Annotated in this window: 21 protein-coding genes; 20 read left to right on the top strand and 1 reads right to left on the bottom strand. The window is 62.8% G+C overall.

Going from position 1 to position 14423, the window contains the following annotated elements:
* The first annotated feature begins 48 nt into the window (after window positions 1-48).
* The 12 genes from ACT6QH_RS02010 (at window position 49) to ACT6QH_RS01955 (ending at window position 8291) form a co-directional block, all read left to right on the top strand.
* A complete protein-coding gene (locus tag ACT6QH_RS02010; protein ID WP_444973141.1) occupies window positions 49-531 on the top strand; it encodes a hypothetical protein in 483 nt (160 codons plus the stop codon).
* The gene (locus ACT6QH_RS02005) at window positions 531-2243 is read left to right on the top strand and encodes a terminase large subunit (RefSeq protein WP_444973140.1); all 1713 of its coding nucleotides are present in this window, start codon (window positions 531-533) and stop codon (window positions 2241-2243) included. The genes ACT6QH_RS02010 and ACT6QH_RS02005 overlap by 1 nt, the downstream gene beginning before the upstream one ends.
* A gap of 76 nt (window positions 2244-2319) precedes the next feature.
* Window positions 2320-3501 (top strand): phage portal protein, encoded by a 1182-nt coding sequence (locus ACT6QH_RS02000; RefSeq protein ID WP_444973139.1) that lies wholly within the window; start codon window positions 2320-2322, stop codon window positions 3499-3501.
* Complete coding sequence (locus ACT6QH_RS01995) at window positions 3501-4385, top strand: head maturation protease, ClpP-related (protein WP_444973138.1); 885 nt, start codon at window positions 3501-3503, stop codon at window positions 4383-4385. The genes ACT6QH_RS02000 and ACT6QH_RS01995 overlap by 1 nt, the downstream gene beginning before the upstream one ends.
* Before the next feature lie 11 nt (window positions 4386-4396).
* Window positions 4397-5698 (top strand): phage major capsid protein, encoded by a 1302-nt coding sequence (locus ACT6QH_RS01990; RefSeq protein ID WP_444973137.1) that lies wholly within the window; start codon window positions 4397-4399, stop codon window positions 5696-5698.
* Between the two features lie 59 nt (window positions 5699-5757).
* The gene (locus ACT6QH_RS01985; RefSeq protein WP_444973136.1) at window positions 5758-6330 is read left to right on the top strand and encodes a head-tail connector protein; all 573 of its coding nucleotides are present in this window, start codon (window positions 5758-5760) and stop codon (window positions 6328-6330) included.
* 2 nt (window positions 6331-6332) lie between these two features.
* Window positions 6333-6518, top strand: a complete 186-nt coding sequence (locus ACT6QH_RS01980; protein ID WP_444973135.1) for a hypothetical protein — start codon at window positions 6333-6335, stop codon at window positions 6516-6518.
* Entirely contained in the window at window positions 6511-6855 is a 345-nt protein-coding gene (locus tag ACT6QH_RS01975) for a head-tail adaptor protein (RefSeq protein ID WP_444973134.1), read from the top strand. The genes ACT6QH_RS01980 and ACT6QH_RS01975 overlap by 8 nt, the downstream gene beginning before the upstream one ends.
* Window positions 6852-7259 carry a DUF3168 domain-containing protein gene (locus ACT6QH_RS01970; protein ID WP_444973133.1) on the top strand — a complete coding sequence of 136 codons (408 nt, stop codon included), beginning with the start codon at window positions 6852-6854 and terminating at the stop codon, window positions 7257-7259. Before ACT6QH_RS01975 ends, ACT6QH_RS01970 begins: the two co-directional genes overlap by 4 nt.
* A gap of 26 nt (window positions 7260-7285) precedes the next feature.
* Window positions 7286-7726, top strand: coding sequence for a phage tail tube protein (locus tag ACT6QH_RS01965; protein WP_444973132.1), 441 nt, complete (start codon window positions 7286-7288; stop codon window positions 7724-7726).
* Window positions 7726-8115: a gene transfer agent family protein gene (locus ACT6QH_RS01960; protein WP_444973131.1), complete on the top strand. Its 390-nt coding sequence runs from the start codon at window positions 7726-7728 to the stop codon at window positions 8113-8115. The genes ACT6QH_RS01965 and ACT6QH_RS01960 overlap by 1 nt, the downstream gene beginning before the upstream one ends.
* Window positions 8116-8144: 29 nt before the next feature.
* On the top strand, window positions 8145-8291 hold the full coding sequence (locus tag ACT6QH_RS01955; protein WP_444973130.1) for a hypothetical protein: 147 nt from the start codon (window positions 8145-8147) through the stop codon (window positions 8289-8291).
* A gap of 1 nt (window position 8292) precedes the next feature.
* Here ACT6QH_RS01955 and ACT6QH_RS01950 read toward each other — a convergent pair whose 3' ends face one another.
* On the bottom strand, window positions 8293-8544 hold the full coding sequence (locus ACT6QH_RS01950; protein WP_444973129.1) for an Arc family DNA-binding protein: 252 nt from the start codon (window positions 8542-8544) through the stop codon (window positions 8293-8295).
* A gap of 89 nt (window positions 8545-8633) precedes the next feature.
* Between ACT6QH_RS01950 and ACT6QH_RS01945 the strand changes: the two genes are divergently transcribed.
* Genes ACT6QH_RS01945 through ACT6QH_RS01910 form a run of 8 tightly spaced genes read left to right on the top strand, consistent with a single transcriptional unit; the run spans window position 8634 to window position 14417 of the window.
* Window positions 8634-8867: an Arc family DNA-binding protein gene (locus tag ACT6QH_RS01945; protein WP_444973166.1), complete on the top strand. Its 234-nt coding sequence runs from the start codon at window positions 8634-8636 to the stop codon at window positions 8865-8867.
* A 1-nt stretch (window position 8868) separates the two neighbouring features.
* A complete protein-coding gene (locus ACT6QH_RS01940; RefSeq protein ID WP_444973128.1) occupies window positions 8869-9957 on the top strand; it encodes a Rha family transcriptional regulator in 1089 nt (362 codons plus the stop codon).
* Window positions 9958-10006: 49 nt separating this feature from the next.
* Window positions 10007-10546: an HK97-gp10 family putative phage morphogenesis protein gene (locus tag ACT6QH_RS01935; RefSeq protein ID WP_444973127.1), complete on the top strand. Its 540-nt coding sequence runs from the start codon at window positions 10007-10009 to the stop codon at window positions 10544-10546.
* Complete coding sequence (locus ACT6QH_RS01930) at window positions 10543-10845, top strand: hypothetical protein (protein ID WP_444973126.1); 303 nt, start codon at window positions 10543-10545, stop codon at window positions 10843-10845. The genes ACT6QH_RS01935 and ACT6QH_RS01930 overlap by 4 nt, the downstream gene beginning before the upstream one ends.
* Window position 10846: 1 nt before the next feature.
* The gene (locus ACT6QH_RS01925; RefSeq protein ID WP_444973125.1) at window positions 10847-12763 is read left to right on the top strand and encodes a phage tail tape measure protein; all 1917 of its coding nucleotides are present in this window, start codon (window positions 10847-10849) and stop codon (window positions 12761-12763) included.
* Window positions 12763-13416, top strand: coding sequence for a major capsid protein (locus ACT6QH_RS01920; RefSeq protein WP_444973124.1), 654 nt, complete (start codon window positions 12763-12765; stop codon window positions 13414-13416). The genes ACT6QH_RS01925 and ACT6QH_RS01920 overlap by 1 nt, the downstream gene beginning before the upstream one ends.
* Window positions 13417-13425: 9 nt before the next feature.
* The gene (locus ACT6QH_RS01915; protein ID WP_444973123.1) at window positions 13426-14016 is read left to right on the top strand and encodes a DUF2163 domain-containing protein; all 591 of its coding nucleotides are present in this window, start codon (window positions 13426-13428) and stop codon (window positions 14014-14016) included.
* Window positions 14013-14417, top strand: coding sequence for a DUF6950 family protein (locus ACT6QH_RS01910; RefSeq protein ID WP_444973122.1), 405 nt, complete (start codon window positions 14013-14015; stop codon window positions 14415-14417). Before ACT6QH_RS01915 ends, ACT6QH_RS01910 begins: the two co-directional genes overlap by 4 nt.
* Window positions 14418-14423: the final 6 nt, after the last annotated feature.

Below are 14423 nucleotides of genomic sequence, written 5' to 3'. Positions count from 1 at the left end.
GCCCCCTTTTCCTGACCCCCGCCCCTCACATTCGGAGATTTTTTTCCTGTGAGCGATGAAAATTCTGATGGAACGGTCGGGGTCGATCTGTTCGGCCAGCCGACCTTGCCGATCCGCGACCGACGCGGACGCCCGTCTTTCAAGAAAGACAAGGAAAATCAAGACTTTGTGTGCGCCCGTGTGGCGGCTGGCTGGTCTCACAAGATGATCGCGGAGAATATGGGGATCGATGAAAAGACCCTGCGCAAACATTTTTCCCGTGAGCTGCAATCCGGCCTGGTGCTGACTGAAGGCGTGCTTCTGGATGTTCTCATGCGCAAGGCGCGCGAGGGGCACGTGCCATCTGTGCGTCTGTTGATGGAGCGGATCTCGGCATCTGTACCGAGTGCGCCGCGTGTCCAGACGTCGCCAGCCGAAGGAGACGAAAAGCCGTCTGCGCCGGTCGGGAAGAAGGAGCAACGCCTGCAGGATGCGCAGTCGGTGCCTGAGGATTATGGCGACATGTACGCCAGACTAAGGACACCTCATTGATGCAACGGCCATCATTTGCCTGTCCAGACTGGGAGGGTAAGCTCCGACGCGGCGAAACGCCGATCCCGGATCTGCCGCTGGACCCGATCTATTCGGATGTATCGGTCAAGCTGTTTGACAAGCTGCGCCTCCCTGACATTCCCGGCACGCCAACGATGGCGGAGGCCGCTGGAGACTGGATGCGCGACATTGTGCGGGCGTCGTTCGGCTCGATTGACCCTGAGACGGGTGCGCGTTTTGTGGGTGAGATTTTCAATCTCGTGCCCAAGAAAAACGGCAAGACCACCAATGCTGCCGCGCTTGGTCTGGTCGCGCTCCAGATGTTTCAGCGGCCCGGCGTGATCGGGAATATCATTGGTCCGACGCAATCCGTCGCGGATACCTGTTTCTATCAGGCATGCGACATGATCTCTCTGGACGATTTCTTGTCCCGACGCTTCAAGATCGTGGGGCACAAAAAAGAAATCGTTGACCTGTATAATGATGAGCAGACGGGCCGCCCGCGCAACTCTGTACTCAAGATCAAGAGCTTCGACCCACGTGTGGTGACGGGCGGTATCCCTGACTTTGCAATCGTCGATGAATTGCACGTCATGAGCGCATCATCGCACGCAACGCGCGTCATGAACCAGATTCGCGGGGGCATGGTGACCAAGCCGGACAGCCTGCTGATCATCATCACGACGCAATCGGAATCGCCACCTACAGGGATTTTCAAGAGCGAATTGAATTATGCGCGCGGTGTGCGGGACGGGAAAATCACCAAGGGCGTGCGCATGTTGCCGGTGCTCTACGAATTCCCGGAAGGGATGCAGCGTGATGAGGGCAAACCGTGGGCAGACCCTGAAAACTGGCCCATGGTGCTGCCCAATCTGGGGCGATCCCTGACCATTCCGCGCCTCGTCGATGAGTGGGATACGGCGCAGGAAAAAGGCGAGCAGGAAGCCCGTGAATGGGCATCGCAGCATCTCAATGTGGAGATCGGCCTTGCGATGCATGATCGGCGCTGGGTTGGCGCGGATTACTGGGAGGGGGCTGCGGATCGGACCATCACGCTTGAGCGTATCATTGATGAGTGTGATGTGGGCGTGGTGGGCGGTGACATTGGCGGGCTTGATGACCTGTTCGGCCTGGCGGTTCTGGGCCGGCACAGGGAGACCCGTAAATGGTTGGCGTGGTGCCACGCCTGGGCGCAGCCCATAGCGCTGGATCGCAACAAGGACATGGCTGAGGCGCTGCGCGGATTTGAGCGGGATGGCGACCTGACGATCTGTGATGTTGGGGCGGATGTGGTGCAGGTGCTGGATATTATCCGTCGGCTTGACCGCGCGGGCCTCCTGCCGGACGAAAATGCGATCGGCCTTGACCCGGCCTTGTCGGCGGATCTTGTCGTGGCCCTTGCCGATGCCGGTATAGGCGACCCCAAGGTTATGAGTGTCTCGCAGGGTTATCGGCTCTCAAGCGCCATTTTCGGGGCGGAACGTCTGCTGGCGGCCGGGAACCTGTGTCATGCCGGGGCGCCGCTCATGGCCTGGTGCGTCGGCAATGCGGTAACGGAGCCGCGTGGCCAGAATGTCTACATTACCAAGCGCAAGGCCAGCGAGAAAATAGACCCGCTGATGGCGCTCTACAACGCGGTGGAAATGGCCAGCCGCGCGCCGGCACCGCGCGCGGTGTCGATCTACGAAACCCGTGGCGTGCTGATGGTGTGATATGTGGCTGCAAAATCTATTTCGCCGCGCACCACGTGCTGACAGCCGTGGGGCGGGAAGGCATCCGGCTGCTCAGATGGATGGTGGCGGGGATGTTCTGGTGGCGCTCTCGGAGATGATCCGCTTCGGGGTATCGCCAACCGCGACGGGGATACATGTCAATGTGGACCGCGCCCTGAAAACCCCGGCCATGTGGCGGGCCGTGACGCTGATATCCAACTGCATCGGCATGTTACCGTTGCATCTGATTGACGCAAAAACGAAAGAAAAGCAAAGCGATCACCCGCTTTATACGGTGCTGCATCGCCGTCCGAATGACTGGCAGACCGCCTTTGACTTCCGCGCGCTCATGCAGATGCGGGCGCTGGTCAAGGGCAACGCCTATGCGCTGGTTGTACGCGGGCGCGACATGCGCAGCGGGCGGGGCAAGGTGCTGGGGCTGGTGCCGCTGGACCCGGACCTTGTGAGTGTCGATCAGGATACGTCCTGGCGGGTGACCTATCGTTATCAGCCGCGCAAGGGTGGCAGTGTGACCTATAACCCGCAGGATATCCTGCACCTGCGGGGGGTGACGCTTGACGGCTTGCGTGGGCTCTCGCTGGTGAGGCAGGCCGGGGAGGCGATCGGGATTGCTCTGGCGGCGGAGCTGGCCACCTCGCGGCTCCTGAAAAACGGGACCATGACGGGCGGAGCGCTTGAGCTGCCGGACCTGCTGTCGCCGGAGGCATATGACCGGCTGCGCGCCAGTCTCGCGGAAAAATCCGGTGCGGACAATGCCGGCAAGCTGCTGATACTGGAGCAGGGCGCTAAGTTTTCGGCGGCCGGCGTCAGTGCGCGCGACGCACAGCTTGATGTGCTGCGCAAGATGCAGGTGGAGGAGATCGCACGCGTTACCGGCGTGCCGCGTCCTCTGCTCATGATGGATGAGACAAGTTGGGGCTCCGGCATTGAGGCGCTGGGTCAGTTTTTTGTCACCTACGCTCTCAACCCGTGGTTTGAGGCGTGGCAGCAAGCCTGTGAGCGCACCCTTCTGGGGGATGGTGAGCGGGGGAATCTGGCGGCAAAATTCAATGCTGGCGCGCTTTTGCGGGGAAGCATGAAAGATCAGGCGGAGGTGCTGGCAAAGGCGCTGGGCTCCGGCGGGCATGCCCCGTGGATGCATGTGGATGAGGTGCGCGACACCATGGATCTGCCGGAACGGGAAGCCCCGCCACACACGATGATGACGGGAACAACTGAAGCGAAAGGGGGGCGGTGATGAAGCAGCGGCCTAAGGTATTGGCGCGTGCGCGCCCTGGCGCATTGCCGGTGCCCGCGAACATGGATGTGCAGGCCCTGACCTGCCCGGCGGTGCTGGATCGCTGGGCTGATGGGGCGGCCGGGGTGCGGGCTCTGGCCACGGGTGACAATGTGATCACCATGTTTGATGTGGTCGGGGAGGATTACTGGTCGGGTGGTGGGCTCACCGCCAAAAAGGTGTCGCAGCAGCTCCGGGCTATTGGGGACCGCCCTGTGGAGGTGCATGTCAATTCCCCGGGTGGCGATGTGTTTGAGGGCATCGCCATCTATAATGTGTTGCGCGAGCACCCGCAGGATATCACCATCAAGGTGATGGGCTGGGCGGCCTCTGCGGCCTCGCTGATTGCGATGGCCGGGGACCGGATCGAGATCGGGGCAGCCTCCTTTGTGATGATCCATAATGCGTGGGTGGTGTCGGGCGGCAACCGGCATGACATGCGTGAGGTGGCGGAGTATCTGGAGCCGTTTGACGCTGCGATGGCCGATGTTTATGCGGCCCGCACCGGCCGGCCTGTCGGCGATATCGTCAAATGGATGGATGCCGAAACCTATATGTCCGGGGCGCAGGCCATAGAGCGCGGCTTTGCCGATGCGCTCTTGTCGGCAGATGCCGTCTCTCATGATGAGGCGGCGCAGGCATCTGACCGTGCCGTGAACGATTTGCGTGCGCTGGAACTGACGCTTGTGGGGAGTGGCATGACCCGCTCACAGGCGCGCGCGCGCATCAGCAAGATCAAGGGTGCGGGTACGCCAGGCGCTGCCCCGCCCTCCGCCACGCCGGGCGCTGGCGATGATGAGTGGGCCGGTCTGTTGGCCGGCCTGACACAGACAATCCAGTCATAAGGTTAGATACCATGCACAATATCAATATTGCCGGCGCTGCGGCTCTGGCCACCCTCGCGCATGCCTGTCCGCCGCGCGCCCTGCTGGGCACCCCGCGCGCGGAAACAGGCTCCCCGCGTGCGGCTGTGGAGGCCATGAATCGCGCCTTCGAGGAATTCAAGGCGGCCAATGATGAGCGTCTGTCCGGCAAGGCCAATGGGCCGGAAGTGGATGAAAAGCTCGGGAAGATCAACGCCGCCATGGATAATATCCAGACGGAACTTGATCGTTTGGCCCGGGAGAATGCCGCGCGTGCGGCCTCTGGCGGCGGGCAGGATCGCCCGGCCCCTGAAGACCCGGAATACAGCCAGGCATGGGCAAAATTTTTCCGCGACGGGCAGGGTGAAGCCCAGATCCGTGCTGCGAGCAAGGCCGGCCCCCGTGCGGATCTGTCTGTTGGTGTGGCCGAGGGGGGCGGGTATCTTGCGCCGGTGGAATGGGATCGGACCATCACCAACCGGCTCCAGATCTTTTCGCCCATGCGGGCGCACGCCTCGTCGATCACGGTTTCAAAAGCCGGATTTACGAAACTCTACAATGAGGGTGGAGCGGATTCCGGCTGGGTCGCTGAAACGGCGGCCCGTCCGGCAACCGGCACCCCGACTGTCAAGCCGCTGACATTCGAGACGGGGGAAATGTACGCCTATCCGCATACAACCCAGACGCTCCTCGAAGATGCGGAAATTGATGTGGAGGCGTGGCTCGCGGCGGAGGTCCAGGACGAATTCGCCAAGCAGGAAGGCGCGGCGTTCCTTGCCGGTGACGGGGCGGGCAAGCCCTTCGGTGTCCTGACATATGTGGATGGCGAGGCCAATGCAGCACGCCACCCTTATGGGGCCATCGGGACCGTGGAAACGGCGGCCTCTGGTGCGCTGGGGGCGGATGATCTGATCAATTTGATCTATGATCTGCCGGCCGAATTGCGCGCGGGCGCTAAGTTGTTCCTCAATCGCGCATCCCTGCGCGAGTGCCGCAAGCTGAAGGATGGCGACGGCAATTATCTGTGGCAGCCTGCCTTCGCGGCGGGTCAGCCCTCGACCCTGCTGGGCGAGGCCGTTGTGGAGATGCCCGGCATGCCGGATATCGCGGCGGAGGCCCTGCCGGTGCTCTATGGCGATATGGCCGCGACATATCTGATCGTGGATCGGCTGGGCATTTCCGTGTTGCGTGATGAGCTGACCCGCAAGCCCTATGTGGGCTTCTACACCCGCAAACGGGTGGGTGGCGGTGTCGTCAACCCCGAACCGATGCGGGCGCTGAAGATTAAGGCGTAATGTCTGGCGGCGCGGAGTGACCGCGCCGCCTCTCGTCTCTCTGACATGATGAGGTGCGCATGCTGCAGGCTGTATGCGTGACGCCGCCTGCACAGCTCCCTGTGAGCCTTGAGGCGCTCAAGGCGGCGCTGAGAATAGATCATGATGACGATGATGCGGATCTGACCGCGCTGATTGGCGCGGCCACATCCTATCTGGATGGGCGGGCCGGTATTCTGGGCCGGGCATTGCTGATGCAGACCTGGCAACAGGATTTGCCGGGCTGGCCACGGGGCGGGGTCATCCGCCTGTCGCTGGGGCCGGTGCGATCCGTGGATAGCATCCTCTACCGGGATAAATCCGGTGCGGTGCAGACCCTGCCGCCGGCATCCTACAGCAGCCCATTGGTGGATGATCTGGGGCCATTTGTGCGTTTGCGCGGGTCGTTGCCGGATCTGGCGCGCGAAGATGATGCCGTCAGCGTGCAATGGGTGGCCGGTTATGGCGCCCCGGAGGATGTGCCGGACAATATCTGCCGCGCCATCATGCTGCTGGTTGGGCACTGGTATGCCCCGCCATCCAATGGCGGTGGGGAAGGTGTCCCGCCTGCCGTACGGGCCATGCTTGGCCCCAGCATGATGCGGAGGGCCTGACCATGGCGTGGGTGCGCTTTGAGCGGGATTTCGAGTTTGATCCGCCGGCGCGCGGCGGGCGGGTGACGCTCCGGTATCGGGCCGGGCGATCCTACAATGTGCCGCGCGCCTGTGCGCTGCGCGCCAAGGCGGCTGGCGCGGCTGTATCCATTTCGCGTCCGGGAACTGATGAGGCGGGGCATGACTAGCGCCGGCGATCTGCGCGGGCGGGTGATGTTTCAGGCCCGCAGCATCGCCCCTGACGGGGCGGGCAATCATGAGGCTGGCTGGGTGAATCAGTTTGAGCGGCGCGCTTATGTGCGGCCCCGGCTGGGCGGGGAGGCGGTTGTGGCGGCGCGGCTCGAAGGCATCACAACCCTGACAATTACGGTGCGGGCCTGTTCCGCCACCCGCCAGATACAGGCGGATTGGCGGGCGGTGGATGCACGCACCGGCGCGATCTATGCGCTGACCTGTGCCCCGGTTGACCCGGACGGGCGGCGGCAGTGGCTTGAGATGATGGCCACCACGGGGAGGGCGCCATGAGCGCACCTGATGAGGCGTTGCAGCGGGCCATCTATGCCGCGCTGATGGCAGACGCGGCTGTGGCGGATCTGGTGGATGGGCGCATTTATGACGCGGTGCCGGATGGGGCCGGCTTCCCACGCATCACATTTGGCGATTTTCAGGTGTTGGATGATAGCGCCGATTGCATCGCCGGATATGAGGTGGTGACCACGCTGCATGTGTGGTCACGCGCCGTGGGCGGGGTGGAGGCCAAACGGATCTGCTGGGCCGTGCGGCAGGCGCTGCATGAGGCGGAGCTGGATCTGGGAGTGGATAGTGCCCTGTGCTCACTGCAATGCGGCAGCACCCGCACCAGCCGTGATCCTGACGGGCTGACAACCCACGGCATTATCGACATCGCGGCTCTGATCGAGAGCCAGTAATATCAACTCAAGCAAGGGCTTGCATCATGGCCAAACCGACGACTTACAGAGGCTCACATCTGCTTGTCAAAATTAGTGACGGCGGGGACCCTGAGGAATTTTCCGCGCCGTGCGGGCTGACTACGCGCGGGCTGTCGCGCACCGCCGAAACCAACAGTACCAGCGTGCCGGACTGTGATGACCCGGATGCGCCTGCGTGGACTGAGGCGGAAGTGGGCAGCCAGTCATGGTCCGTGAGCGGCTCCGGTGTTCTGGCTGCTGAGAGTGTGGCCGTCTGGGATGAGTGGTTTGCCTCCGGCGAAGCGCGGAATGTGCAGATTGATCTTGGCACGGGAGCTGCCGGGCGGCGCTATACCGGACGGGCTTTGCTGACCTCCTATGAGGTGACCGGGGAGCGAGGGAACAAGGTACAGGTGTCTGTCACACAGACGGGAGATGGCCCGCTGGTGGCTGCGGATCTGGCCTGATGGCGGGCTTTGATGCGCGCGTGACGCGCCCGTGGGGCGATGGGGACACCACCTTTCGCCTCACTCTGGATGGCTTGCTTGAGCTGCAAGACAAGGTGGATAGCGGGCCGCTGGCCATTGCGCTGCGATTGCAGGGTGATGACTGGCGGGTCGAGGATGTGCGCGAGACGTTGCGGCTGGGCCTGATTGGCGGGGGCAAGACCCCGGCGCAGGCTCTGGCGCTGGTGGCGCGCTATGTGGACCGCCGTCCGCTGCTGGAAAATGTGCCTGTTGCGCGGGAGGTGATTTATGCCGCCCTTGCCCAGCCGGATGATGCGCCGGGAAATCCCGTGGCGGCAGCGCAGACGGATGGCTCTCCGCTGCCGCCATCTACCAGTGCGGTGCCGTAATCGGGCTGGCCCCTGAGTGCATCGGGGGCATGAGCCTGTATCAGCTCGTGGCCTATGTGACGGGCTATGCGCAGGCACATGGGCAGGCTGAGCCCCCGGCTCCATCCGACGATGATTTTGACGCGTTGCTGCGCATGTCTGCGCAGATGGATGCCCGGATGGCGGGGTGGGGGTGACTTATTCACCGTTTTCTATTTCGGATGATTTCATTTCATCCGTAAGTGCGCGGAGGTGAGCCTCAAGGTTCTTTATATCCTTGAGGAACTCTTCTTTCGTATAGTTCTGCCTTGGGGCTGTGCTTACAGCTTGATCCAGAAGGTGGACAATCTCCGCCGTGAGAGAGCGATTGTTCTCACGGGCGCGAGCTTCCAGCCGCGCTTTTAGGAGCGCGGGCATCCGAATGTTCACTTGAGGATCTTCACGGGCCATATCGCACAAATATAGCACCATATGCTTGACGGCAATGAAGCACGGTGCTCTAGTATCACCGTGCTTCATTGGAGGGTGATTTGAGCAATATGGCGCAAATGGCTTTGCGTATGCCTCCCGATCTTCGGGAGAGCATCAAGGCAGCCGCTAAGGCAAATGAGCGAACGATGAATTCCGAGGTGATCCATCACCTCAAGCGCATCTTCGGAAGCGCAGAGGCAGCGACGGGGGCAGAGTTTGGCGACGACACCCCCGCCGCTGTCGATCCCAACACCGCTGTTGAAGCAGCGGGCCAGTTCCACACCCAGCAAAAGGACTGCTGAGATGGACGATAAACATATCATTCCTTTCCCGGAGAATGGCAAGGGCGTAGGCCCCCTCACCATGTCCAGTCGCGAGATTGCCGACCTGACCGGCAAACTCCACAAGAATGTGGTTCGGGACATTGAGGCAATGCTCAACGGGCTCAATTCTGAGCCGGTTGATTTTGAGGGCAAGTATCAGGATGCCAAAGGCGAATGGCGCAAGGAATACCGCCTCCCCAAACGCGAGACGATGATCCTCGTTTCCGGCTACAGCATTCCCCTTCGCGCCGCGATTGTGGACCGCTGGCAGGAACTGGAGGAGCAGAACGGCACGCCCGTGACCACGCTGCCCGCCGATGTGCTGGAAACCATCCGTCGTGATGATGGGATTTCGCGGATGTTGGCCAGCAAGGTGACAGGGATCGAAAAGGCGTTGAGCACACTTCCGGCGCTGGTCGAAACCGTCAACGCTCTTGCCGCTATTGTCCAGCCTTCCACGCCGGGAGTATTTCGCAACGGGCGCACCGTTGGGGCCATTCTGAAAGCGGCAGGGTTTTCACGTTGCCCCAAGGGACTGGCGAACCGGGTGGGCAATTGGCTGGAAGCGGCGGGCTGCCGGGTGGAAGGGCGGCTTGATACCGGGGTGAGCCGTGCGCGGCTGTTTGACCCCGACAGGGCAGAACAGTGGCTGAAGGCAGGGGGAAAATCCGCCATTGAAAACAATCTTGCCGAACGTGCCGGGCAAGCAGTTTTGCCGCTGGACGGACGGCTGACGCGTCGGCGGATCGAGAAGGTTATCGATGAGGGCAAGGGGGTGCTTTGCCTGAATGGAGAACTGGTTCTCATTGATATCAGGGGTACGTCCATCAAGGATGGTGAGCATTTCGTGGTTGTGACGGCTGCGGGTGACGTCAAGGTTGATACACCACACAAGGATGCAAACTCGCATTTGGCGATGGGGCCACGCGGGGCGATGGCATCCGACCAGATCGAGGCCGTTCCCGGCCATCGGCATCCGCTGCCGGTAGGGTGGCAATGCATGATACTAGGCAAGGTCATTGACCGGAAAAATGTTGTTCCGCTCCATCCGCAAGCCATCACTCACTGAATAACAAAACCGCCTACGGGCGGTTTTCTTTTTGCAGGGGAGGATGGAGATGAAAGCAAAAATCAAGCTGGAAGGCCTCTATGAGGCCGGACAGGGGCTTGAGGATCTGAGCAAGGCCACGCAACGCGGCGTGCTGAACCGGGCCCTGAAAAAAGCGGCAAAGCCATTGGTGGATGCGGCCAACGCCAATGCGCCGGAGCGCGAGGGCCACCGCCCGCCGGGCCACCGCAAGCTGAAAGGCAGCATCGAGGCCATTGTGCTGCGGGGCAATGCCGGCAAGGCGGCCTATGCCAAGGCCATGCGCGCGGGGGCAACCAAAAAAGAGGCTGGGCAGGCTGCACGGGCTGCGAACCGGGCGGCAGCCGGGCGCGGGGCGACAGCAACGGTGCGGGTGCGCACAACGGTGCCACATGCCCATTTGCAGGAGGATGGCACGGTGCGCCATGCGGCGCAGCCCTTTATGAGCCCGGCTTTCCACACCACCAAAGGGATCACGCAAGCCGCTGTTATTGCTGATCTTAAATCGGAAATCACGAAGGCGGCAGCGCGGGCCGCGAAGCGGGCGTTGCGCAAGGGGGGCAAAAAATGAACCTGACACTGCAACCCTATGACCGTGCGCGGATGGCGCTGGCGGAATGGGCGCTGGGCAAGCCTATCGGGGCGATCCTCGCGGAGGTTGAATCCACCGACGGCATGAGCCTGCAGACATTGCGGGCGCTTGTCGGGGCGGCGCTGGCCGCGCCGGGCGAGGTGGCGGTGGGCCGATTGCTGGCCTCCTCTCTGGTACGGGCAGATGCCCTGATCGACCGGGATGGGCTCGCGGCCGTGAGCGCGGCGGTTGGCAATGCGCTGGGCCATTTCATGGTTGGACTGAGGGCGGGATCGTGACATGGCGCAGCAAATTGCGGGCCTTTATATAGATCTGGGGCTCAATTCCGAGGGTTTTAACTCCGGGCTGCGTGAGGCGGGTCGTCGGCTACGCACTTTCGGGACGGATGCAAATGGGCAATCCGGCAAAATATCGTCGGCCTTTGCGGCCATGTCTTCCAATATTCGGGCGGGGATTGCGGGGGCGACCGCGCTTGCCGGAGGTGTGGCGGTAGTGGGTTCTACTGCTGTCGTCTCGCAACTGCGCTCTGCTTCCGCGGCTCTCGCCGAAATTGGGGCGGAAGCCCGAAAGGCCGGGGTGAGCGCAGAGGAATTACAGGAGCTCGGCTACGCCGCGCAACAGGTCAAGGTGAGCATGGATGCGCTGACCGATGGTCTGAAAGAAATGCAACTGCGCGCTGATGAATTTGTAGTGACAGGGAAGGGGAGTGGCGCTGATGCGTTTCAGCGTCTGGGTTATTCGGCGGAGGAATTGCGCAAGAAGCTGAAAGACCCGGTGGCCCTGTTCAAGGAAATTATCGAGCGGCTCAAACAGTTTGATACTTCTGCCCAGATACGTATCTCTGATGAAATATTCGGCGGGACAGGCGGCGAGCAGTTTGTTCGTTTTTTGGCTGCTGGTTCTAAATCCATTGATGAATGGGCCCATCGCGCCCGTGAGCTCGGGATCATCATGAGCAATGAACTGGTGGTTAAAGCCACTGAACTTGATGCCAAGTTCAATGAGCTCGCCACGGTCTTTGATATGAGGCTGAAAGGGGCGGTCGTTGCCGTCGCTGCCAAGTTCGATGAATGGGCGACAGCCGCGCAGGATTTCCTGACATGGGTGGGCAACTGGGAGGGGTGGGCGTATTTCCGCATGGCGGGTGATGTTCTGGGCACCATGAATGATGTCCTGAATTTGGGTGTTGAAACGCCAACTTTGATTGATCGAAGCCAGCAATCACAGCGGCGTCCGCATATCGATATTTCTGTGCCGGGTAAGGTGGTTGCGTCTAAAGAGAAAGAAAAGAAAACAAAGACCTCTAGCCGCCGGACGCCGGGCGAAGATTTTGAGCGCTCGATTGATCGCATCCGAGAGGAAATCGCGGCGTTGGAGCTGGAGCAGCAGGCGCTGGGCCAATCCACCTATGAGGCCGCCAGGCTGAGGATGGAACATGACCTGCTGGCAGAGGCGCGGCGGGCCGGTGTGCAGATCACCCCGGAAGTCGAGGCGGGGATACAGCGTGAGGCGGCAGCCTATGCGACCGCTGTAGACCAGCTTGAGCAGGCGCGCACAAAAATGGAGGGGGTGCGCGCCCTGCAGGATTATACGGGGCAGGCGCTGTCATCCTCCATATCGGGCCTGATTGACGGCACGAAAAGCCTGAATGACGTGCTCAAGGATCTGGTGGGCAATCTGGCGGATGCGGCGATGCAGGCGGCCTTGCTGGGGCAGGGGCCGTTGGCCGGCCTTCTGGGCGGCGGAAGCTCCGGCGGGTTGATGAGCGCGCTGTTCTCCGGCCTTGGCGGGAGCGGGGGCGGCTCGATCGGCCTGTTTGACACCGGGGGATACACTGGCGCTGGGGGGCGGCATGACCCTGCCGGTGTGGTGCACCGGGGCGAATATGTGTTTGACGCGGCCTCAACCTCGCGCATCGGCGTGGGCAATCTGGAGGCGCTGCGCCGCACCGGCCTGCCGGGCTTTGCGGATGGCGGTGCTGTGGGTTTACGCGCCCCCGCCATCCCCGCGCTCAAGGCCGGCGGCGGGACGTCGGTATCGCTCTCGCCCTCATACACGATTGATGCGCGGGGCTCGCAGATGAGCGAGGCGCAGTTCAAGGCGCTGTTGGACCAGAACAACAGGGCGCTGCTGAAGCAGGTGCCGGGGGTTGTGGAGCAGGCGCGGGCGCGGATGCCGCGCGGCAGGAGGAGCTGATGGCGATTACCTATCCGCGCCCCCTGCCGGAGGGTGTGCGCTATCTGCGCTCGCAGATGACGCTGCAGCGGGCCCTGTCCGTCAACACGTTGGCATCTGGCGCGGTGCAGGCGGCGGAGACGGGCGCGGCGCTCTGGCGGTTTCAGGTGCAGACAGAGCCGCTGCGCTGGTCTGGCCGGCGGGCGCTGAATGCCTGGTATGGCGCGCTGGCCGGCACGCGGCAGATCCTCGCTTATGACTGGGTGGGCTCCTATCCGCAGGCTTACGGGGCCGGGGTGCTGGATCTGACGCGGGCGGGCGGGGGCAGTTTTGGCAATGGGCTGGCGGTGCTGGGGGCTGTCACCGCCACCACCATCGAGTTGACCAGCCTGTCGGCGGGCTATGAGGCCCGCGCGGGTGACCGGCTCTCTTTCGCCTGGGCCGGGGTGCGGGCCTATCACGAGATTGTGGAGACGGTGCAGGCTTCCGCTGCCGGGGCTGTGACGGTGACGGTTGAGCCGGAGGTGCGCCTGTTGCCGGCCCCGGAAGCCGGGGCGGAGGTGGCGCTGGTGCGGCCGGCCTGCGTGATGATGATTGTGCCGGACACGTGGCAGTGTGAGGAGGGCGGCGCACTGGGGTCCGCCTCCTTTGAGGCTGTGCAGATACTGGCCTGAGGTTATCCGATGCGTGCATTTGACAGCGAGACGCTGGCCCTGCTGGCCAGCGGGCGCATGGTGACGGCTGCGCTGATCCAGTTTGATTTTGGCACCGGCACCTATGGGTTCTGGAGCGGCGCGGGCCGGCTGGAATTTGCCGGGCTGACATATCTCGGGGCCGGCGGGCTGATCGGGATTGAGGATGTAACAGCCGTCGGCAGCCTTGAATCCGCGAGCCTGACACTCACCCTCACGGCCATCGCCAATACGGCTCTGACGCCGGACACGCTGGCCGGCATCGAGGCCGAACACTATCACGGCCGCCCGGTGACATTGCGCCGGGCCTACACCCATCCAGAAACGCGGGCGCTGGTTGCCGTGGAGCGGCTGTGGCGGGGGTATGTGAGCCAGATCACCCATGATGAGACGATCGGGGGCGAGGCCGTGCTCGCGGTGACCTGCGAGAGCCGGGGGCGGGATGTGACCCGCAAGGGCTATCGGGTCTGGTCTGTTGCCGATCAGCTCCGGATTGATGCAGCGGATGGCGGGCTGCGCCATGCGGCTGTGGCGGGGCGGCAAACCGCCTTCTGGGGCCGCGCGCCGGGGAGTGCATCATGACACGCCTGCGCCATTGGCCGGATCGGCTGGACGATGTGATTGCCGCCTATCAGGGCGGCATATTTGTTTGGGGTGAGCGCGATTGCTGGCGTCTGGTGCTGGCCACGGTCGAGGCTGTTTCCGGCGCTGCGATCTATGCCGATCTGCCCGCCTATGACAGCGCCACGGGCGCGGCGCGTCTGCTGGTGGAGCGCGGCTTTAACGGCATCGGGGACGCGCTGGCGGCTGCGCTGCCGGAGGTGCCGCCCAGCCTTGCCCAGCGCGGCGATGTGGGTGTGATTGATGAGGCTGGCGGCGAGGCCGGCGTTGTGGTGATCGGGGCTGATGTGCTGGGCATGGCCCCGGCCGGCCTCACCCGCCTGCCGCGTGCGCGGCTCAAGCGGGCATTTCGGGCGGGATAATCAGAT

The organism is Haloleucobacter albus (genome assembly GCF_052492075.1).
The sequence above is the reverse complement of the archived record's forward strand: the minus strand, read 5'-3'. Positions and strand labels throughout refer to the sequence as shown.